The sequence below is a fragment of the Thioclava atlantica genome (genome assembly GCF_000737065.1).
GTDB classification, from domain to species: domain Bacteria; phylum Pseudomonadota; class Alphaproteobacteria; order Rhodobacterales; family Rhodobacteraceae; genus Thioclava; species Thioclava atlantica.
Window position 1 is genome coordinate 1 of the sequence record NZ_AQRC01000013.1, and the last position, 21,386, is coordinate 21,386.

At 66.9% G+C, this 21,386-nt stretch carries 17 protein-coding genes and 1 pseudogene; 12 read left to right on the top strand and 6 right to left on the bottom strand.

Annotated features, from left to right (window positions below; translation table 11 throughout):
- Positions 1-385 (bottom strand): annotated as a pseudogene (locus DW2_RS14540) (ABC transporter permease); the annotation flags it as partial.
- A gap of 89 nt (positions 386-474) precedes the next feature.
- A complete protein-coding gene (locus DW2_RS14545; RefSeq protein WP_038147922.1) occupies positions 475-1,485 on the bottom strand; it encodes a sugar ABC transporter substrate-binding protein in 1,011 nt (336 codons plus the stop codon).
- A 184-nt stretch (positions 1,486-1,669) separates the two neighbouring features.
- Between DW2_RS14545 and DW2_RS14550 the strand changes: the two genes are divergently transcribed.
- On the top strand, positions 1,670-2,887 hold the full coding sequence (locus tag DW2_RS14550) for an ROK family protein (RefSeq protein ID WP_051856161.1): 1,218 nt from the start codon (positions 1,670-1,672) through the stop codon (positions 2,885-2,887).
- Here DW2_RS14550 and DW2_RS14555 read toward each other — a convergent pair.
- Positions 2,884-4,254 carry a sensor histidine kinase gene (locus DW2_RS14555; protein WP_038147808.1) on the bottom strand — a complete coding sequence of 457 codons (1,371 nt, stop codon included), beginning with the start codon at positions 4,252-4,254 and terminating at the stop codon, positions 2,884-2,886. The genes DW2_RS14550 and DW2_RS14555 overlap by 4 nt on opposite strands.
- The gene (locus DW2_RS14560; protein ID WP_038147809.1) at positions 4,254-4,925 is read right to left on the bottom strand and encodes a winged helix-turn-helix domain-containing protein; all 672 of its coding nucleotides are present in this window, start codon (positions 4,923-4,925) and stop codon (positions 4,254-4,256) included. The genes DW2_RS14555 and DW2_RS14560 overlap by 1 nt, the downstream gene beginning before the upstream one ends.
- A 165-nt stretch (positions 4,926-5,090) precedes the next feature.
- On the opposite strand from DW2_RS14560, the gene DW2_RS14565 reads away from it, so the two are divergent.
- Positions 5,091-6,245: a Do family serine endopeptidase gene (locus DW2_RS14565; protein ID WP_051856116.1), complete on the top strand. Its 1,155-nt coding sequence runs from the start codon at positions 5,091-5,093 to the stop codon at positions 6,243-6,245.
- 63 nt (positions 6,246-6,308) lie between these two features.
- On the opposite strand, the gene DW2_RS14570 is transcribed toward DW2_RS14565, so the two are convergent.
- On the bottom strand, positions 6,309-7,916 hold the full coding sequence (locus DW2_RS14570; RefSeq protein ID WP_051856120.1) for an ArnT family glycosyltransferase: 1,608 nt from the start codon (positions 7,914-7,916) through the stop codon (positions 6,309-6,311).
- A 199-nt stretch (positions 7,917-8,115) separates the two neighbouring features.
- Between DW2_RS14570 and DW2_RS14575 the strand changes: the two genes are divergently transcribed.
- From DW2_RS14575 to DW2_RS14605, 8 genes are all read left to right on the top strand, one after another.
- Positions 8,116-8,379 carry a YMGG-like glycine zipper-containing protein gene (locus DW2_RS14575; RefSeq protein WP_038147810.1) on the top strand — a complete coding sequence of 88 codons (264 nt, stop codon included), beginning with the start codon at positions 8,116-8,118 and terminating at the stop codon, positions 8,377-8,379.
- Positions 8,380-8,534: 155 nt separating this feature from the next.
- Positions 8,535-10,220 (top strand): thiol reductant ABC exporter subunit CydD, encoded by a 1,686-nt coding sequence (cydD, locus tag DW2_RS14580; RefSeq protein ID WP_238321340.1) that lies wholly within the window; start codon positions 8,535-8,537, stop codon positions 10,218-10,220.
- The gene (cydC, locus tag DW2_RS14585) at positions 10,217-11,881 is read left to right on the top strand and encodes a thiol reductant ABC exporter subunit CydC (RefSeq protein ID WP_038147812.1); all 1,665 of its coding nucleotides are present in this window, start codon (positions 10,217-10,219) and stop codon (positions 11,879-11,881) included. Before cydD ends, cydC begins: the two co-directional genes overlap by 4 nt.
- Positions 11,882-12,076: 195 nt before the next feature.
- Positions 12,077-13,681 (top strand): cytochrome ubiquinol oxidase subunit I, encoded by a 1,605-nt coding sequence (locus DW2_RS14590; RefSeq protein WP_038147813.1) that lies wholly within the window; start codon positions 12,077-12,079, stop codon positions 13,679-13,681.
- A 4-nt stretch (positions 13,682-13,685) separates the two neighbouring features.
- Positions 13,686-14,849 carry a cytochrome d ubiquinol oxidase subunit II gene (gene cydB / locus DW2_RS14595; RefSeq protein ID WP_038147814.1) on the top strand — a complete coding sequence of 388 codons (1,164 nt, stop codon included), beginning with the start codon at positions 13,686-13,688 and terminating at the stop codon, positions 14,847-14,849.
- 13 nt (positions 14,850-14,862) lie between these two features.
- The gene (cydX, locus tag DW2_RS19140; RefSeq protein ID WP_051856122.1) at positions 14,863-14,982 is read left to right on the top strand and encodes a cytochrome bd-I oxidase subunit CydX; all 120 of its coding nucleotides are present in this window, start codon (positions 14,863-14,865) and stop codon (positions 14,980-14,982) included.
- A gap of 240 nt (positions 14,983-15,222) precedes the next feature.
- On the top strand, positions 15,223-15,981 hold the full coding sequence (locus tag DW2_RS14600) for an electron transfer flavoprotein subunit beta/FixA family protein (protein WP_038147815.1): 759 nt from the start codon (positions 15,223-15,225) through the stop codon (positions 15,979-15,981).
- On the top strand, positions 15,981-16,907 hold the full coding sequence (locus DW2_RS14605; protein WP_038147816.1) for an electron transfer flavoprotein subunit alpha/FixB family protein: 927 nt from the start codon (positions 15,981-15,983) through the stop codon (positions 16,905-16,907). Before DW2_RS14600 ends, DW2_RS14605 begins: the two co-directional genes overlap by 1 nt.
- Before the next feature lie 56 nt (positions 16,908-16,963).
- Here DW2_RS14605 and DW2_RS14610 read toward each other — a convergent pair whose 3' ends face one another.
- Positions 16,964-17,785 (bottom strand): DUF6473 family protein, encoded by an 822-nt coding sequence (locus DW2_RS14610; RefSeq protein WP_038147817.1) that lies wholly within the window; start codon positions 17,783-17,785, stop codon positions 16,964-16,966.
- Between the two features lie 157 nt (positions 17,786-17,942).
- On the opposite strand from DW2_RS14610, the gene DW2_RS14615 reads away from it, so the two are divergent.
- Positions 17,943-18,818, top strand: coding sequence for a 3-hydroxybutyryl-CoA dehydrogenase (locus tag DW2_RS14615; RefSeq protein ID WP_038147818.1), 876 nt, complete (start codon positions 17,943-17,945; stop codon positions 18,816-18,818).
- A 284-nt stretch (positions 18,819-19,102) separates the two neighbouring features.
- On the top strand, positions 19,103-21,385 hold the full coding sequence (rnr, locus tag DW2_RS14620) for a ribonuclease R (protein WP_038147819.1): 2,283 nt from the start codon (positions 19,103-19,105) through the stop codon (positions 21,383-21,385).
- Position 21,386: the final 1 nt, after the last annotated feature.

Below are 21,386 nucleotides of genomic sequence, written 5' to 3' on the forward strand. Positions count from 1 at the left end.
CGGGCACGCCCATATAGACGGCGAGGTTGCCCGCGATCACCGACATCAGCACCATGATCGCAGCGACCGACAGGTCGATGCCCGCGGTCAGGATGATCAGCGACTGCGCCGCGGCGAGGATCCCGATGATCGAGACCTGCTGCATGATCAGGGTCAGGTTGAAGGCCGAGAAGAACTTGCCGCCCGCGATCAGGCCGAAGGCGGCGATCGAGAGCCCCAGCACGATCACCGGCACGAGGGTCGGGTTGCCGTGCAGCCCGTGCTGGATCGCGCCGAGGGGGCCGCGTTTCTTCCTCTCGAAGGCGGCAACCGTCCTGTCGCTCTTTTCGAGATCGTGTTCGAAGGACTGGCCGCGGGGTGGTGCGGTCTGGGTCATGTCCGTCATCCTCTCTCTCCCGTTTGGGACGCGCGCGCGTTGCGCGGTGGGGGAAGGGCCACGCGTGGGGGTGGCCCTTCCGGATCGTCAGCCGCGGCTCAGCCCCAGCACTGCTTGAGGCCCTCGTCCGAGCTGATCGAGTCGATCCCGTCGACCGGGTGATCGGTGATCAGCGTCACGCCCGTATTGTAGAAATCGAGCCCTTCGGAGTTCTGCGGCTTGGTGCCGTCCTTGGCGAAAGCGGCGATTGCCTCGACGCCCTTCGAGGCCATCAGCAGCGGGAACTGCATCGAGGTTGCGCCGATGATGCCCTCCTTGACGTTCTGCACGCCCGGGCAGCCGCCATCGATCGAGACGATCGTCGCCTGGTTCTCGAGGCCCACCGCCTTGAGCGCCTCATAGGCCCCGGCCGCCGCCGGCTCGTTGATCGTGTAGACGAGATCGACGCCCGGATCCTTCTGCAGGAGGTTCTCCATCGCGTTGCGGCCGCCCTCTTCGTTGCCGTTGGTCACGTCATGGCCGACGATGCGCGGATCGTCCTCGTCGCCGATCTTCTTGGCGTCCTTCACGTCGATGCCGAAGCCCTTCATGAAGCCCTGATCGCGCAGGTAATCGACCGAGACCTGGCTCGCGTTGAGATCGAGGAAGGCGATCTTCGCATCCGCCGCCTTGTCGCCCATCCGCGCCTTGGCCCATTCCCCGATCAGCTCGCCCGCCTTGAAATTGTCGGTCGCGAAGGTGGCGTCGGCCGTGTCCGCGGGCTCGAAAGGCGTATCGAGCGCGATCACCAGCGCGCCCGCGGCGCGCGCCTTCTCGACCACAGGTGCCAGCGCCCGGCTGTCGGACGGCGTGATCAGGATGCCCTTGGCACCCGCGGCCATGCAGCTTTCGACCGCGGCCACCTGGCTTTCGACATCGCCGTCGATCTTGCCGGCATAGGTGTTGAGCTTGATCCCGAGCTCGTTGGCCTTCGCCACCGCCCCTTCCTTCATCTTCACGAAAAACGGGTTCGTATCCGTCTTCGTGATCAGGCAGGCGGACGTTTCGGCAAAGGCGCCGGTCGCCATCAGGCCGAGCGCGGTTGCACCGAGAATTGCGGTTTTCTTCATCATGTCAGGTCTCCTCCCAAGAGATGCTCAGCCGTCCTCCGATCGGCTTCGCGCTCGAGGATGGGTCGAAAGCCCGAGTCGGGTCAATATATAAATCACTCTTATTTATTAATTGACAGGCAGTCTGGCCCAGGCGATGATTTTCCTGCAAAGGAATGCGCGAGCGACCGCGGGGAAGGAAGACGTGAACAATCAGGCGCCGGAGCCTCCGCCCCAGAGCCCGATCAAGATCGGCTCGGATCACACGGCGATGCGCGACCGCAACGAACGGCTCGTGCTCTCGATCATCCGCCGCCGAGGGGCGCTCGCGAAATCCGAGATCGCGCGCCTGACCGGGCTCTCGGCGCAGACCGTCTCGGTGATCATGCGCGCCCTCGAAACCGAGGGGTTGCTGCTGAAATGCGATCCGGTGCGCGGCAAGGTCGGCCAGCCCACCGTCCCGATGCGGCTCAATCCCGAAGGGGCGTTCTTCCTCGGGCTCAAGGTCGGGCGGCGACGCACGGAGCTGATGCTGATCGACTTCGTGGGCGCGCCGCGCGCGAGCCGGGTCGCCCGCCACGACTACCCAACCGCGGAAGACACGATCCGCTTCGCGCGTGGCGCAATCGACGAAATCCTGAAGGAGATGCCTCCGGCCCAGCGCGAGCGGGTCTTCGGCCTCGGGATCGGCGCACCCTTCCAGATGTGGGACTGGGGCGCGGCGCTCGGCCTGCCCGAAAGCGCGATGTCGGACTGGCGCGAGCGCGATATCCGCGCCGAGCTCGAGACCCTCTACCCCTGGCCCGTGATGCTCGAAAACGACGCCTCGGCCGCCTGCAATGCCGAGCTGCTCTTCGGGGGCGGCTCGCTGCCGGGGCATTTCGTCTATGCCTTTCTCGGCTTCTTCGTAGGCGGCGGTCTGGTGATGAATTCGACGCTGGTGACGGGCCCGCGCGGCAATGCCGGGGCGCTGGCCTCGATGCCGGTCCCCGACGCTACGGGGGGGCAATGCCAGCTTCTCGACGTGGCCTCGCTCTCCGGGCTCGAGGCACGGTTGCGCGCGGCCGGGGCGGATAGCGCGTTTCTCTGGGAAGCGCGCGATCACTGGGAGCTTGCGCCCGAGACGCTCGAGCCGTGGCTCGAGGGGGCCGCGCGCGGGCTGGCCCATGTCGCGGCCTCGGCGACCGCGCTATGCGATCTGGATGCGATCGTGATCGACGGCTGGATGCCCGAGGAGTTGCGCGACCGCCTCGTTGCCGCAACGGCGCGGGAAATCGCGCGCATCGACCTTTCGGGCAGTTTCGCGCCGGCCGTCCTTGCCGGGAGCGCAGGCCCGCAGGCCCGCGCGTTGGGCGCGGCAAGCCTGCCGCTGAGCGCGCGCTTTCTGACCGAGGTTGACCTGCCCCAGGAGCCCGAGGGCTAGAGCGCAGGGAAATCGACCGTCACCACGAGCCCCGGATGGTTGTCGCCCAGGGCGAGTTCGGCATCGTGCAGCCCCGCCACCGCCTGTACCAGCGCCAGCCCGAGCCCGTTGCCCGGCGTCGTGCGCGACCGCTCGAGCCGGTAGAGACGGCGCAGGACAAGCTGGCGTTCGGCTTCCGGCACACCGGGACCGCGGTCGCGCACCGAAAGCCGCACCCGGTCGTCCTCGCACACCAGTTCGACCGTGATGTCCGGCTCCGGCCCGCCATGACGGATCGCGTTCTCGATCAGGTTCGAGAGCATCTGCCCGAGCAACCCGCGATCGCCCTGCACCCGAAGCGCCGCGCCTTCCGGACGCAGAAGCCGCAACGCCCCCCCGGCTTCCTCCGCCGCCACCTCGTAGAGCTCGGTGATATCGGTGGCGAGCGCGCCGAGATCGACCGGTGCGAAGCGGGATTTCGGGCTGCCGCCCTCGATTTGCGCGATCCGCAACAGGGAATGGAACACCCCCACCGCCAGCTCCGCCTCCTCGCTTGCACGCTCGGCGGTGGCGCGGGCGGCGCTGTCCTCGGGCAGTTGCTCGCGCAGCTCGGAAAGCAGCACCGAGATCCGCTGCATCGGCGTCTTGAGGTCATGCGCGATATCGGCCGAAACCTGCCGCAGCGCCGCCACCGTCGCCTCCTGCGTCTCCGCCATCGCGTTGAGCCGCGCCCCGATCCGCGCGAGGTCGTCGCCGCGCGCGGATTTCACCGTGTCGTCGGGCACCCGCGCCTCGAGCCGCCCTTCGGTCAACTCGTCGAGCGTATCCTCGAGCGCGCTCACCCGCTTGCGCGCCCGCATCCCGGCCCAGGCGCCATAGGCGGCCGAAACCAGCAAGGAGGGCACGAAGGAGAAGATGAGGATCGCAAGGAAGGTCGAGGTCAGTTCGGCGATCGGCGCGCGGCTCTCGCCGATCACCAGGAAACCGCCCGCAAGCGGCATGGTCAGCGTGAAATAGCCCTGGCTCGAAAGCGGCGCATAGTCGAGATGGCGCGCGACCACCCATTGCCCGTTCTCGCGCAGCACACGCACATTGCCGACCTGCCGCCCGTCGGGCAGCACGAAGGCGATCGCGCGTTCGGACGGGTCGGAGGCGCGGGCCTCGGCGGAGACGATGACCGAAAGCGTCTCCGGATTGGCCGCAACCCGAAACACCGCTGTCTGCTGCTTGAGATCGGTGCGGATCGCGTCCTCGGTCGAGGACCGCAACGCGACATAGGCGAAACCGAGCGTCACCAATAGGATCGCGAAGACGATCCCCATCAGCCCCAGCGCCTGCCGAAGCGGCGTCGAGGCGAAGATCGCCGCGCGGTTCAGCCGCCCCAGCATCAGCCGTCGATCCGGTAACCCGCGCCACGCACGGTATGGATCAGCTCGCGCTCGAAGGGCTTATCGACCTTGTTCCGGAGCCGCGAGATATGGGTCTCGACGACATTGGTCTGCGGATCGAAATTGAGATCCCACACCCCTTCGAGCAGCATCGTCCGGGTCTGCACCCGCCCCTTGCGCCTGAGCAGGAACTCGAGCAGCGCGAATTCGCGCGGCAGCAGGTCGATCTCCTGACCCGCCCGCGTCACCTTGCGGGTGATCAGGTCCATCTTCAGATCCGCCGCTTCGAGCACCACCTGCTCGCTCTGGGCCTGCGGACGCCGGGCAAGTGCCGCGATCCGCGCCGAGAGTTCGCCGAAGGCGAACGGCTTCACCAGATAGTCGTCGGCCCCGGAATTGAGACCCTCGATCCGGTCATCGACTCCCCCGATCGCGGTCAGGAAGATGATCGGCGTCGCGACCTTGGCCGCGCGCACCGCCCGCACGATCGACAGCCCATCGAGCTCGGGGAGCATCCGGTCCACGATCATCACGTCATACTCGCCGGTGAGCGCCTGGCTCAGACCCTCGCGCCCATTGGCGAGGTGATCGACGCCGTGGCCTTCCTCGCGAAGCCCGCGCGTGACGTAATCGACGGTGGTCGCATCATCTTCGATCAGCAGAAGTTTCATCGCGGAACTTTCCTCATGTCGCGCCATACATGGCGGGTCCGAAGCCGCCTGTCACGCCTCGATCTCCCAAAGGTGAACCGGATTACACACCTGCAATCTTCCCGCAGAGTCCATGTGAAGCTAAGCCCCAAGATAAAGGGCATCCCTGTCAACAAGGAGAGAGAGATGCAGAACACGCGCAAAACCCGTCTGCTTCGCACCCTCGCGGTGACCGCCATGATCGGCGCAGGTTCGGTTGCGACGACCGGTCTCGCGGTGGTGCCCAATGTCGCGGCGGCCGAAACCTTCACCAACAGTGTCGATCTGGTGAAGAAGGTCATGCCCGCCGTGGTGACCATCGAGATCAAGAAACCCGCCAACGATCAGGAGATGGCGCAGATGGGTATGCCCCCGGGCTTCCCGTTCGACTTTTTCGGCAACCGTTTCGGGATGCCGATGCCGGGCGACCCGAACATGCCCAACCAGCAGGCGCAGCGCCCTGAGATCACCGGCCTCGGCACCGGCTTCGTCATCGAGAAGGACGGCCACATCGTCACCAACGCCCATGTCGTCGATGGGGCGGAGAGCGTGAAGGTAACCTTCCAGGACGGCACCACCGCCGATGCGAAGGTGATCGGCGTCGACAAGGCGACCGATATCGCGCTGATCAAGGTCGATACGAACAAGGATCTCGCCACGGTCGGCTTCGGCGATTCCGATCAGGCGCAGGTCGGCGAGCCCGTCGTCGCGATCGGCAATCCGTTCGGCCTCGGCACCTCGGTCTCGAGCGGCATCGTCTCGGCCAAGGGGCGCGATCTGAAATCGGGTCCGTTCGACAACTACATCCAGACCGACGCCGCGATCAACAAGGGCAACTCGGGTGGTCCGCTCTTCGACGCCAATGGCGAGGTGATCGGGATGAACACCGCGATCCTGTCGCCCACGGGCGGCTCGGTCGGGATCGGCTTCTCGGTGCCCTCGAACACGATCAAGTCGGTCATCGCCGATCTGGGCAAGGGCGGTGAAGTGAAGCGCGGCTTCCTCGGCGTCTCGATCCAGCCGGTGAGCGAGGACATCGCCGCGGCCCTCGGCCTCGACAAGCCCGAAGGCGTGCTCGTCGCCGACGTGTCGAGCGACACCCCCGCGAAGACGGCCGGCCTGAAGCGTGGCGACATCATCGTCGCGGTCGACGGCAAGCCGATGAAGCAACCGCGCGACCTGACCCGCGCCATCGGCTCGGACGAGCCGGGCACCGAGGTTCAACTCTCCCTGCTGCGCGCGAACAAGCCGCTCACGCTCTCCGTCACTCTTGGTGAGCGGCCCACTGAGAGCCCGTCCTAAGACCAGGGCTCAGCGGTAGAAGCGTCGCGCCCGGAGCTTCGGCTTCGGGCGCGGCCTTTTTCTTCAGTCTCCGGTCGCGGAGGGTGCAGGCGCCTCCGGCGGCGTCACCGCCCCGACCTGATAGAGCCGCCAGTCGTCTTGCCGGAAGTGACGCTCGGCGATCTCGCTCAACCCGTCCACCCCATCGAGCGGCTGAGCCGACAGCACCAGCCCCTGCGGATGCGCCGCCATCCAGCGCCCGAGATCCGCGCTGTTTCCGATCACGTCGACCGGCTGGGCGAGCCTCGCGACATAGGAGAACTGCCCCGCGTAACTGCGATCGGTCGTCGCCACGCCATGCGCCGAATGGGCCGCGATCAACGCACCGATCGGACGCGGATCATAGACCGTCCAGAGGATCGGCAAGACCATGATCTCGATCGCCACCAGCACCATCGGCGCGACGAGCCCCTCGACCCGCCAGCCATCACGCGCGCGCATCAAGATCACGCCTGCGAGAAGCAGGATCGCCACACCGGCCCCGAGGAGCAGCCACGACCCCGTGCCCTCGGGCAGCTCGGGAAACGCGCCGAAGGGCACCGCCGCCGCCGCGATCGCGGCGAGAATGCCGGGAAGCAGCCACAGGAGCCGGAGCGCGCGCAGGCGGCGCTCGGCGGTGGGCACCATCCCTGAAAGAAGAAGCGCGAGGGCCGGAAGCTCCGGCACGAGATAATGCGCCTGCTTGCCCGAGATCATCGAGAAGGCGACGAAGGCACTCACACCCCAGAGCGTGACGAAGCGCGATCCCGCATCGGCCCAGAGCCGCGACGGCTTGAGCGCCGCGAGACCGGCCCGGCTCCATCCCCACGGCCAGAGGAAGAACGGCATCAGCGCCAGGAAGAACCAGACCGGGCGACCATGAGCAAAGCTCTCGACCATCCGCCCCGCGCTCTGCTTCCACAGGATCTGTTCGCGATAGGCGGCGCCGCCGAAGATCACCGCAGGGCCGAGCCACAGCAGCACGATCCCGAAGGCGATCAGGAAAGCGAGGCCGATCCGGCCGTACCAGCCCTTGATCGAGGGGCGCCCCTCCGCCCGCGCCCAGAGCGGCATCAGCAGCGCCGCGGGCAGGACATGGACAAGGATCACCGGACCCTTCGCGAAGACCCCGAGCCCGAGCGCCACGCCGAGCCCCAGCACCGGCCCGATCCGCAACCCGTCCTTGAGCGACCAGATCGCGATCATGCCCAACAGCGTCGCCGCCGCGAGCATCGTGTCGAACATCGTGGTCGAGCCGAAGAGCAGGAACACACCGGTCGAAGCAAGGATCAGAGCGGCCAGCCCCGAACGCTCCGGCGCTTCGGGCCAGAGCCTGCGCGCCAGAACCGCGACCAGCCAGACCGAGAGCAGCCCGAAGCCCGGCGCGACGAGCCGCGCGGCCCATTCGCTCGGCCCGGTCACGCCCCAGACGAGATTGATGAGCCAGAACAGGAGCGGCGGCTTGTCGCTGTAGATCCCGCCGTTGAGATGGGGAACGATCTTGGAACCGCCCTGCCACATCTCCCACGCGACGGTGACATAGCGGGTTTCGTCGATCGCCATCAGCGGCCGCATGATCATCAGCAGCGTCGCTGTCACGGCGAAGGTCACGAGCGCCCCGATCAGCGGGACACGCCAGGCGGAGGAGGTCATCGGCGGGCCTTTCCTTGCATGCGCACGCGGGCGCGTCAGCCCTGCTTGACGCCAGAACCGGCGCTGCTGTCAACCCCGGGGATCCGCAAGAAACCGAGCTTCCCTCTCGCTCTCCAACAAAAGTTCGGAACTCTGCGCCGCCGGGCAACGTTGGCGGGGTATCGAGATAAAATCGAGATATACAAGGGAGACCTGTGAAATGAAGAAGATCCTGCTTGTCCTGCCGCTCGCCGCGAGTGTTGCCGCCTGCCAGATGACCCCGCAAGATCAGGCCGCTGCGACCGGTGGTGTTGCCGGGGCTGCGCTCGGCGCTGCCGTCTCCAAGGACGGTGACAGGCTCGAAGGCGCGGCGCTCGGCGCGGCGGCCGGCACCGTGGCCGGTGCTCTGATCGGCAAGGCCAGCCAGCCGGGCCAGTGCCGCTATCGTGATGCCTATGGCCGCGAATACATCGCGCCCTGCTGATAGGCCGATAGACAAGGCAGAATTCGAACCGCCCGGAGCCTCTCCGGGCGGTTTTCCTTTGTTCCGCTCCCTTCCCCGCCCGGAACGGATTGTCGCAGACCGTTGCCGGGTCCCGATACGGTCGCTATCTCGCAAGGCAGCAACGGACCCGGATGATGAGCACTGCGCAGGACGACCCCACGCCCAAGATGATCCTCGACCGGATCGCGGCCCCCGTCGCGGGCAAGCTGCGGATGGCGGGCTGGCTCGGGATCGCCGCCGCGCTGGTCTGGCCGGCACAGGCCGCCCTTGTGGGTCTCGTCCTCGGCACGCTCGTCGCCCCCGGCGCGAGCCCCGGCCTCTCGCCACTCGCGGGCGCGGCGGGCTTCCTCGGCCTCGCGCTTTTGCGCATCCTCCTCGACTGGCAGTCGCAGAAGCTCAGCGCAAATGCCGCGGAGACCGTGCTGCGCGAGACGCGCGCGCGGCTCCTTTCCCGCGCCTTCCGGCAGGCGAGCCGGGTTGCGGCCCTCTCCCCGGCTGAACTGGCCGCGCTGTCGGCCGAGAAACTCGCAGCCCTCGAACCATGGGCGACGCGCTACCGCCCGGCCTTCCTGCGCGCGCGCATCGTGCCGGTCGCCTTCCTGATCCTCGTCGCGACGCAGAGCTGGGCGGCTGCGGTGATCCTGCTCATCGCCGGCCCGTTGATTCCGCTCTTCATGGCGCTTGTCGGCATGGCCGCGCAGGAGGCCTCGGAGAAGCAGATGATCGAGATCGGCGCGCTCAACAGGCTGCTGATCGACCGGATCGCCGCGATCACCGACCTGCGCCTGCTGGGCGCGGAGGCGCGCTCTCGCGCGGATCTCGAGATCAAGTCCGACGATCTGCGCATCCGCACCATGGCGGTGCTGCGCGTGGCCTTCCTCTCCTCGACCGTGCTCGAGCTGTTCTCCGCGATCGGCGTGGCCTTCATGGCGGTCTATGTCGGCTTCTCGCTGATCGGATGGATGAATTTCGGCACTTGGGGCGTCAAGATGACCCCGGCCGAGGGGATCTTCCTGCTGATGATCGCGCCGGAATTCTTCCAGCCCCTGCGCGATCTCGCCGCCGCCTGGCACGACCGGGCGGCCGCGCTCGCCGTCGCCTCCGAACTCGACGCGACCGAGCAGGCGATCGACGGGGCCGAGACGATGCTCGGCACCGGCGGCGCGGGCCACGCCCCCGCAATCGGCGCCTTGCGCTGGCAGGGGATCACCATCCGGCCCGGCGCGGCGGCAGCGCCGATCGCCCTGCCCGACGGGACGGTGGCGCCGGGCGAGGCGGTTGCGATCACCGGCCCCTCGGGCGCGGGCAAGACGACGCTGCTGACCGCCCTCGCCGGCCTGATCCGCCCCGAGGCGGGCTCGGTCCATCTCGGCGATCTGCGCCTGAGCGACGAAACCGCCGATGACTGGCGCGCCGCGTTCGGCTGGATCCCGCAAAGCCCGCGCTTTCCGGATGCGAGCCTGCGCGAGCTCATCACGCTCAATCGCCCCGGCGATCTCGAGGCCGCGCTCGCGGCGGCGCAGGCGGCGGAGGTGGTCGCGGGGCTGCCGGGCGCGCTCGACGCGCGGCTCGGCGACATGGGCGGCGGGGTCTCGGGCGGAGAGGCGCGGCGGCTGCTGATCGCGCGCGCGCATTATGCGCAGCGCCCGATCGTGCTGGCCGACGAGCCCACCGCCGATCTCGATCCGGAGACCGGCGCGAAGATCATCGCGGGGCTTCTCGCCCTGCGCGCGCGCGGCACGACGCTGATCGTCGCGAGCCATGACCCGGCACTGATCGCGGCGATGGACCGGAGCATCGCGCTGGAGGCGGGCGCATGAAGACCTTGCTCACCCTCGCATGGCGCCTGATCGCCGATCAGAAATGGTCCTTCCTGCGTGGTCTCGCGCTCTCCTTCCTCGTGCTCGCGATGGGCGCGGCGCTGCTGGGCCTCTCGGGCTGGTTCGTCACTGCGGCCGCCGTGGCCGGGATCAGCGGGCTCGGGCTGGATTTCGACTTCTTCCGCCCTTCGGCGGGCGTGCGGGGGCTGGCGCTCGGCCGGGCCGCGGCACGCTATGGCGAGCGGCTCCTGACCCATGACGCGACCCTGCGCGCGCTGGCCGATCTGCGGCTCGCGCTGATGGACGGGGTCGCACGCCGTCCGCATGAGGCGCAGGCGCGGCTCAGGGGGGCGGAGGCGCTCAACCGGTTGACCTCGGATGTCGACGCGCTCGACGGGCTGTTGTTGCGGCTTGTCCTGCCCTTCCTTGCCGGGGGGATGGCCCAGCTCGCCGCCCTCGGGATGTTGTGGTGGCTCGAGGGCGAGGCGATCGGGATCGCGGTCTTCCTCATCTATTTCTTCGGCGCGGGTTTCGGGCTGATCTGGGTCGCACGCGCTGCACGACGCGACGCCCGGGCCGCCGAAACGGCGCTTCAGGGCATCCGCCGCCGCGCGCTCGAGACGATGCGGGCGCGCGCCGATCTCGCCATCGCCGGGCAACTCGAAGAGGCCACCGCGCGGACGCTGGCCGAGGTCGAAGCGGATGCGCTGGCCCGGCGCAATCTCGAGGCGCTCGACCGCCGCGTCGCTGCGGTGATCGCGGCCACGACCGCGCTGGCCGGGGCGACGGCGCTCGCGATCGGCGGTCAGATGGCGGCAGCGGGCCAGATCACCCCCGCCCGCGCGGCGATCGGGCTGTTCGTCGCGCTCGCGCTGGCCGAGTCGGTTCTGCTGCTGCGCCGGGGCATGGCCGAGATCGGCCGGATGCAGGAGGCGGGCGCGCGCGTGCGCGACCTGACCGACACGCCCCCCCGCCCCGTGCCTGAGATCCCCGCTGGCCCCGCCGATCCCCAAGCGCCGCTTCTCGAGGCGCGGGCACTCTCTTTCGCCCGTCCCGGCAGCACCCGCCCGGTCTTCGAGGATCTGAGCTTCACGCTCCGCCCCGGCGAGACCCTTTTCCTCACCGGCCCGTCCGGCGCCGGCAAATCGACCGCGCTCGCGGTGCTTGCCGGGTTGATGCCCCCCGGTTCCGGCACGCTCTCGATCGAAGGGCGGCCACTCGCGCAGCTGCCCGAGCCGGAACTGCGCCGCCACCTGACGATGGTGCCGCAGCGCAGCCAGCTCATCGGGGGCAGCATCGCCGAGAACCTCGCCCTCGCCCTGCCGGCGGATGGGGCGCTGGATGAAGACGCGGCCTGGGCCGCGCTGAGGGCCGTCGCGCTCGACGAGGTGATCGCGGGGCGCGGCGGGCTCGGGGCCATGCTTGGCGAAGGTGGCGGGGGGCTTTCGGGCGGACAGGCGAAACGGCTGGCACTTGCGCGCGCGGCGCTGCGCCAGCCGAAAGTGCTTCTCCTCGACGAGCCGACCGAGGGTCTCGATCCGGCGACGGCGCGCACGACGCTCACCGGTCTGCGCGCCTTGCTCCCCGAGACGGGCTTCGTGATCGTGTCCCATCGCAGCCCCGATCAGGCGTTCGCGACTCGCTCCATCGCGCTGCGGTAAAATCGCACATGCGACGTTAAGCCGCTATATTTACTAGGAAATTCTCACAGCTATTCACAGATGCGTGCGGCATCGCCCGCATTTGATCTGGCTCAAGGTCGCGTCTCCGCCCGGCTCCGTAAGTGGCATCCGGGAAAAACATTTCCGGAAGATCCGGTTTTTCGACCGGATCGCTGCAGGAAACGGAGAACGAGAATGGATTTCGGGATCGTCGAGCTGTCACGGCTGCAATTCGCCATGACGGCTCTCTATCACTTTCTCTTCGTGCCGCTCACGCTCGGTCTGTCGATCATCGTGGCGATCATGGAGACGGTCTTTGTCATGACCAACCGTCCGATCTGGCGCCAGATGACCAAGTTCTGGGCAACGCTGTTCGGCATCAATTTCGTGCTGGGCGTGGCGACGGGCCTCACGATGGAATTCCAGTTCGGGATGAACTGGAGCTACTACTCGCAATATGTCGGCGACATCTTCGGCGCGCCGCTGGCGATCGAGGGGCTGATGGCCTTCTTCATGGAGGCGACGTTCGTCGGGCTGATGTTCTTCGGCTGGGAGAAGCTGAGCCCGGTCAAGCATCTCGTGGTGACATGGCTGGTGGCGATCGGTTCGAACTTCTCGGCGCTCTGGATCCTCATCGCCAATGGCTGGATGCAGAACCCGGTCGGCGCGAAGTTCAATCCGCTGACGATGCGGATGGAGCTGCATTCCTTCTACGACGTGATCTTCAACCCGGTGGCGCAGGCGAAATTCGTTCATACCGTCTCCGCGGGCTATGTGACTGCGGCGGTCTTCGTGCTCGGCGTCTCGGCCTGGTACATGCTCAAGGGACGCCATATCGAGCTGGCCCGCCGCTCGATCGCCGTGGCCGCGTCCTTCGGCCTCGCGGCGACGCTGTCGGTGATCGTGCTCGGCGACGAGTCGGGCTACGAGACCGGCCATAACCAGAAGATGAAACTCGCCGCGATCGAGGCGATGTGGCACACCGAGGAGGCCCCCGCGACCTTCACGCTCTTCGGCATCCCCGACCAGCAGGCGCGCGAGACCAAATATGCGATCCGCGTCCCGTGGCTGATGGGGCTGATCGGCACCCGCTCGCTGACCGAGAAGATCCCGGGCATCGACGAACTGGTCAAGAATTCCGAGGCACGGATCAGATCGGGGATCGTCGCCTATGACGACCTGATGAAGATCCGGGCGGCGAAGGGCGACGAGAGCCCCGCGGTCAAAGCCGATTTCGAGGCCCATTCGACCGATCTCGGCTACGCCTTCCTGCTCAAGCGCTATGTCGACGATCCGCGTCAGGCGACGGATGCGGAGATCGCGAAGGCCGCGAATGACACCGTGCCCCCGGTCTTCCCGCTGTTCTGGTCGTTCCGTCTCATGGTGGGGCTCGGCTTCGCGTTCCTCGCGGTGATGATCTACTTCTTCATCGCCACGAACTGGCGCGGGATGACCTATCCCCGCTGGGCATTGCGGCTCGCGGTCTGGGTCATTCCGGCACCGTGGATCGCGGCGGAGCTTGGCTGGTTCACCGCCGAATTCGGCCGCCAGCCCTGGACCGTGGACGGTATCCTGCCCACCGCGCTCTCGGTCAGCCACCTCTCGGTCGGCGACCTGCTGATCACGCTCGCGGGTTTCGTGACCTTCTACAGCGTGCTGTTCGTGATCGAGATGGGGCTGATGGTGAAATACATCCGCAAGGGGCCGTATCTCGACGTCGACATCACCGAACAATGGCAGGAACGGCACGACAGAATGCTGTCGGGCCAGGACCTCCCCGTCACCATGCCTGCGGAGTAAGACAATGATCCTTCATGACCTCATAAGCCTCGATATCCTGCGCGTGATCTGGTGGGTCCTGCTCGGCGTCCTGCTGATCGGTTTCGCGCTGACCGACGGGTTCGACATGGGCGTGGGCGCGCTGCTGCCCTTCGTCGGCAAGACCGATGTCGAGCGGCGCGTCTCGATCAACACGATCGGCCCCGTCTGGGAAGGGAACCAGGTCTGGTTCATCCTGGGCGGCGGCGCGATCTTCGCTGCCTGGCCGCCGCTTTACGCGGTGAGCTTCTCGGGCTTCTACCTGGCGATGTTCGCGGTGCTCGCGGCGCTCATCCTGCGTCCGGTCGCGTTCAAATACCGCTCCAAGCGCGACGATGCGCGCTGGCGCAACCGCTGGGACTGGGCGCTCTTCGTGGGGGGCGCGGTGCCCGCGCTGATCTTCGGCGTGGCGGTCGGCAACGTCTTGCAAGGCGTGCCCTTCGAGTTCAACAATGACCTGATGGCGCTCTACCCGGGCAACGTCTTCTCGAAGTTCATCGGCCTGCTCAATCCCTTCGCGCTGCTGGCCGGGGTGGTGTCGCTCTCGATGCTGCTCATGCATGGCGCGGCCTGGCTGACGCTGAAGACCGAGGGCCCGGTGCAGATGCGCGCCCGCGCGATCGGGTCGGTCGCCGGCACGGTGGCCTTCGCCACCTATATCCTCGCCGGGATCTGGCTCGCCTTCGGGATCGCGGGCTATCATCTGGCTACGGCGGTGCCCGCGAACGGCCCCTCGAACCCGCTCTTCTCGCAGGTCGTTCACGGCGGCAGCTGGTTCGCGGCCTATGCGGCCCGTCCGTGGATCGCGATCGCACCGATCCTCGGGCTGGTCGGGATCGCGCTGGCGACCCTGGGCCTGCGCAGCGGCCGCGAGATCTCGACCCTGCTCTTTTCGAAGCTGGGCATCTTCGGCGTGATCTCCTCGGTCGGGCTGACGATGTTCCCTTTCATCCTGCCCAGTTCGCTGCAACCCGACGCCTCGCTCACCGTCTGGGACAGCTCGTCCTCGCAGCAGACATTGTTCGTGATGCTCGTCGCCGCGCTGATCTTCATGCCGATCATCCTCGCCTATACCGCATGGGTCTACAAAGTCCTGTGGGGCAAGGTGACGGTCGAGGACATCGAGCGCGACAACCAGACCGTTTACTAAGGAGACGCAAGAGATGTGGTATTTCGCCTGGATCCTCGGCCTGCCGCTGGCCGCACTGGTCGCCGTCGCGAACGCGATGTGGCTCGAGATGCAGACCGACTGCAAGGCCGCGGGTGAGTGCAAGAAGGACTGACCCCTGCCGCGAGAACGAAGGGCCGCTCCGACCGGGGCGGCCCTTTTCGTTCGGAGCGACGCGCGCTGGCGACGCTGCGGCAACCTGCGACCTCCGCTAGCGCAAACAGTCGGAAAGACGTGACGTTTCGAGATCGAAACAGGGCGTTTTCCCCCTGTCCCTCGGCGCGACGCTCTTGTAACAAAATTGCCGAGGAATCCGTCCGCCGCGCAATGGCGGACCAGACAAGGGAGACACGCCATGAAGGTTCTCGTACCTGTGAAGCGCGTGATCGACTATAACGTGAAAGCCCGCGTGAAGGCGGACGGGAGCGGTGTCGATCTCGCCAATGTCAAAATGTCGATGAACCCGTTCGACGAGATCGCTGTCGAGGAAGCGATCCGCCTGAAGGAAAAGGGCGCGGTCGAAGAGATCGTCGTGGTCTCGATCGGCGTGAAGCAGGCGCAGGAAACCCTGCGCACGGCGCTCGCGATGGGCGCGGATCGCGCGATCCTCGTCGTGGCTGCCGATGACGTGCATACCGATATCGAACCGCTGGCCGTGGCGAAGATCCTCGCCAAGGTCGTCGAGGAAGAGGCACCCAAGATGGTGATCCTCGGCAAGCAGGCGATCGACAACGACATGAACGCGACCGGCCAGATGCTGGCCGCGCTTCTGGGCTGGGGTCAGGCGACCTTCGCCTCGGAAGTCGTCGTCGAGGGCGAGGCCGCGAAGGTCACCCGCGAAGTCGATGGCGGCCTTCAGACCATCGAGGTCAAGTTGCCCGCGATCGTCACCACCGACCTGCGCCTGAACGAGCCGCGCTACGCCTCGCTGCCCAACATCATGAAGGCGAAGAAGAAGCCGCTCGAGGAAAAGACCGCCGATGATTACGGCGTCGATGTCACCCCGCGCCTGAGCGTGGTGAAGACCGAGGAGCCGCAGGGCCGCTCGGCCGGCATCAAGGTCGGCTCCGTCGATGAGCTGGTGGCGAAACTGAAAGAAGCGGGGGTCGTGTGATGGCTGTTCTTCTGATTGCGGAAACCCACGGGGCGGACCTGGCGACGGACGCCACCGCGAAGGCCCTCTCGGCCGCCAAGGCGATGGGCGAGGTGACCGTTCTAGTCGCGGGCCAAGGCATCGACGGTGCCGCCGATGCGGCCGCCAAGCTTGACGGCGTGGCGAAGGTTCTCAAGGCCGATGACGCGGCCTACGCGCATGGGCTGGCCGAGCCGCTCGCCGATCTCGTCGTCTCGCTGGCCTCGGGCTACAGCCATATCGTGGCGCCCGCGACGGCCTCGGCCAAGAACGTGATGCCGCGCGTGGCGGCCCTGCTCGACGTGATGGTGATCTCGGACGTCTCCGCCGTCGTCGATGCCGACACGTTCGAGCGCCCGATCTATGCCGGCAACGCGATGCAGACGGTGAAATCCTCGGACGCGACGAAGGTCGTGACCGTGCGCACCTCGACCTTCGACGCCGCGGGCGAAGGCGGTTCGGCCTCGGTCGAAACCGCGGCCGGCGCGGGCGACAAGGGCCTGTCGGCCTGGGTCGAGGACAAGGTCGCCGAAAGTGACCGTCCGGAACTCACCTCGGCGAAGATCGTCGTCTCGGGCGGCCGTGGCGTCGGCTCGGAAGCCGACTTCAAGATCATCGAGGCGCTCGCCGACAAGCTCGGCGCGGCCGTGGGCGCTTCCCGCGCCGCCGTCGATTCGGGCTTTGCGCCGAACGACTGGCAGGTCGGGCAGACCGGCAAGGTCGTGGCCCCCGAGCTCTACATCGCCGCCGGCATCTCGGGTGCGATCCAGCACCTCGCGGGGATGAAGGACTCGAAGATCATCGTCGCGATCAACAAGGACGAAGAGGCGCCGATCTTCCAGGTCGCCGATTACGGGCTTGTCGCCGACCTCTTCGACGCCGTGCCGGAACTGACCGAGAAGCTCTGATCGGTGGCACCACCGTTTCTGTGAAAGGGCCGGGGGAAATCGCCGGCCCTTTCGCGTCAGAGATAGCGCCGCACCACCGGGGCGAGCGCCTCTGCCGTCTCCTCATGCACCCTCGGCCCCGGCAGACGCGCCGCCGCAGGCGCATCGAGTTCGGAAAATACCATCCCCGAGGTGCCTTCCCCGCGCGCCCGCGCCGACGGTTCGACCCGCACCACCTCGTGCACGAGCGGACGCAGCGCATCGACCATCTCCGCGCTGACCAGCAACGGCTCGGGGCCGATCGGATCAACGAGGCAGGGCGGATGATATTCCCCCATCCAGAGCAGGACCTTCGCCCCTTCCAGCCTGCTCAGAAGCGCGGTCATACGCTGTACCCAGGAGGCCTGCAGCTCCTGCGTGAGAAGCGCATATTTCTCGGGTGCGCGCTGCTTGAGCGCCCCGAGCATGTGACGGGTGAAATTGAACTCCGTGAAATCGACCCCGCCAAACACCGACCGCATCAGGCTCGAGGCGCGCAGGAACCTGTCATTGCGCCGCGGATGCACCGCGTAATAGCGGTTCGTCATGTTATGCGCGCCCAGAAGCTGCACCACCGTCACGCGCGCCGCGCGCGAGGCCGAAGCAAGCTGCGGCTCGTTGAGGAAGACGTCGATCCCGGCATTGAGATAGCCGAAATTCACCACCGGCAGGTTCAATCGCGCCTCGAGAAGCGCGGGCCAGGGCGTGGCGACGAATTTCCCATAGGTCTCCGTCCCGCCCATCGCCGCGACGAAACTGCCCGTGAGCGACCGCCGCGGTCCGCGAAACAGCAGCTTCGACTTCCCGTAGCGGCATGGAAGGTAATCAAGCGCCCCGGCGCCAGCGAATTCGTAGGCCATGATCCTACCTCGATTCGGTCGTTCTTGCCCGGCGCCAAGATTGAGCCCGAAGTCTTGCGAAAGGATTAATCCTAAAATGCCGTGAGCCCAGCGTTTCGCTTGCAAGCCGGGCCTTGCGGGCTATGGTCAGGGCGAAACTCAGCGGAAGAGACAGCACATGACGATCGAGAAAGTGGGCATCGTGGGAGCCGGGCAGATGGGCAACGGGATCGCCCATGTCTTCGCATTGGCGGGCTATGACATTCTGCTCAACGATATCAGCGAAGAGGCCCTCAACAAGGCGCTCGCGACGATCGGCAAGAATCTCGAGCGGCAGGTCTCGCGTGGCAAGATCACCGAAGAGGAGAAGGCCGCGGCGCAAGGCCGGATCACGACGACGACGACGCTCACCGATCTCGGCCCCACGGACCTCATCATCGAGGCCGCGACCGAGCGCGAGACCGTGAAGCAGGCGATCTTCGAGGATCTTCTCCCGCATCTGAAGCCGACGACGATCCTGACCTCGAACACCTCCTCGATCTCGATCACCCGTCTCGCCTCGCGCACCGACCGGCCCGAGAAATTCATGGGCTTTCACTTCATGAACCCGGTGCCGGTGATGCAGCTGGTGGAACTGATCCGCGGCATCGCCACCGATCAGCAGACCTATGAGGAGCTGCTCGCCGTGGTCGAGAAACTCGGCAAGACCGCAGCCTCGGCCGAAGACTTCCCCGCCTTCATCGTGAACCGGATCCTGATGCCGATGATCAACGAAGCGGTCTACACGCTCTATGAAGGCGTGGGCAATGTGCGCTCGATCGACGAATCGATGAAGCTCGGCGCGAACCATCCGATGGGGCCGCTGGAACTGGCGGATTTCATCGGGCTCGACACCTGCCTCGCGATCATGAACGTGCTTCATGACGGGCTGGCCGACACCAAGTACCGCCCCTGCCCGCTGCTGACGAAATATGTCGAGGCCGGCTGGCTCGGCCGCAAGACCGGGCGCGGTTTCTACGACTATCGCGGCGAGGAGCCGGTTCCGACACGCTGAGACACGCCGACCGGGACAAGGGGCGCCGCCCCTCTTTGCTGCGCAAATTCACCCCGGGATATTTCGTTCAAGGGGAAGAAACCGTCTCTTCCTCTTGATGAAAATATCCCGGGGGAGTCTCCGAAGGAGACGGGGGCAGCGCCCCCTTTTTAACTGTTAGGTGGCGCCATCCGGTGGCGGATGGGGCAGCCCCCCTGCTCGGCCATTATTTGTCGCCCTCCGGCGACGGGGGCAGCGCCCCACTCTTCCCGTGACGCCCCTCGCACCCCATGTTAGGCAGAACCATGAGCAAAGCCGCCCCCATTCCCTCGCGCCAGCAGATCCTCGACTGGCTCAATGACAACCCCGATCAGGGGGCCAAGCGCGATATCGCGCGGGCCTTCGGCGTGAAGGGGCAGGCGAAGATCGAACTCAAGCGGATCCTGCGCGAGATGGAGGGCGAGGGCCTGATCGAAAAGCGCCGCCGGCGGTTTCGCGATCCCAATACCCTGCCGCCCGTCACCGTGCTGCGGATGCTGCGCGAGGACAGCCAGGGCGACCAATGGGCCGAACCCGCGGAATGGACGGGCGAGGGGCCTGCACCCGTCATCCTCTATATCCGCAAGGAGGGCGATCCGGCCCTGGCACAGGGCGACCGGATCCTCGGGCGTCTCACGGAAATCGAGGGCGAGAGCTACGGCTACGAGGCGCGGCTGATCCGCAAGATCGGCACCGCCTCGCACCGGATCGTCGGGATCTTCCGCAAGACCGCCGAGGGTGGGCGCATCCTGCCGATCGACAAGGGGGCCGAGACCGAATGGCAGGTGCCCGCCGCCGTCACCGAGGGCGCGAAGGATGGCGAGCTGGTCGAGGCCGAGCAGACCGGACCGCGCGGCCGCATGGGGCTGCCCAAGGCGCGTGTGCTCGAAGTGCTGGGCGACCCTTCGGCACCCAAAGCGGTCTCGCTCATCGCGATCCACCAGCATGGCATTCCCGACGATTTCCCCGACGAGGTCGTGGCAGAGGCCGATGCGGCCGAACCCGCACCGCTTGCCGCGCGCAAGGATCTGCGTGATCTTCCCTTCGTCACCATCGACCCGGCCGATGCGCGCGACCGCGACGATGCGGTCCTCGTGATCCCCGATGACGATCCCAAGAACGCCGGCGGCCACCTGATCTGGGTCGCGATCGCGGATGTCGCGCATTACGTCACGCCGGGCTCCGCGCTCGATCGCGAGGCGCGCAACCGCGGCAACTCCACCTATTTCCCCGACCGCGTCGTGCCGATGCTGCCCGACCGGCTTTCGGGTGATCTGTGCTCGCTGCATGAAAACGTCGATCGGGCCGTGCTCGCGGTGCGGATGAAGATCGACGAACACGGCCGCAAGCTGAGCCATCGCTTCACCCGCGGGATGATCCGCTCGGTGGCCTCGCTGGAATATGCCCAGGTGCAGGCCGCGCGCGACGGCAAGCCCGACGCGAAGACCGAAGACCTGGTCGAAGACATCATCGACCCGATCTACGAGGCCTACGAGTCGCTCAAGCGTGCGCGGGCCCTGCGCCAGCCGCTCGAGCTGGACCTGCCCGAGCGGCAGATCGTGATCGGCGAGGATGGCCATGTCGCCTCGATCCGGTTCAAGGAACGGCTCGATGCGCACCGGCTGATCGAGGAGTTCATGGTGCTGGCCAATGTCGCCGCCGCCGAGGAGCTGGAGAAGCTGCGCCGCCCCCTGCTTTACCGCGTCCACGAGGAGCCCAGCCTCGAGAAGATCGAGGCGCTGCGCGAAGTGGCGCAGGCCTCGGGCTTCACGCTGGCGAAGGGGCAGGTGCTGCAGACCGCGCATCTCAACAACCTGCTGTCGCAATCCGAGGGCAGCGAGTTCGACGAGCTGATCAACATCACCACGTTGCGGTCGATGACGCAGGCCTATTACCACCCGCAGAATTACGGGCATTTCGGCCTCGCGCTGCGGTCTTACGCGCATTTCACCTCGCCGATCCGGCGCTATTCCGACCTGATCGTCCATCGCGCGCTGATCCTCGGCCATGGCTGGGGCAAGGACGGGCTGAGCGAATGGGATATCGAGAATCTCGAGGAGACCGCGCAGCTGATCTCGGATACCGAGCGACGCTCGATGGCGGCCGAACGCGACACCACCGATCGTTATCTCGCCGCCTATCTCTCGGATCGGGTCGGGGCCGAGTTCGCCGGCCGGATTTCCGGGGTGCAGAAATTCGGCGCCTTCGTGAAGCTCGATGAGACCGGGGCGGACGGGTTGATCCCGATCCGCGAGATCGGGCGCGAATTCTTCCATTACGACCGCGAGGCACAGGAACTGGTCGGCTCCGAGACCGGAATGACGATCACCATCGGCCAGCGCGTGCGGGTGCGGCTGGCCGAGGCGGTGCCGATCACCGGCGGGCTGATGCTGGAGCTTCTCGAGATCGAAGGGCAGGGGATGCCTTCGGGAAAGGGCAAGCGTCGCAAGGGACGCCGCCCCGGCACGCGCCCGCCCCGCAAGCCCGCGCGCGATGCCGCCAAGAAGAAGGCGGTCGCGCGGAAGGTGAAGCGCACGCGCAAGAGCTGAG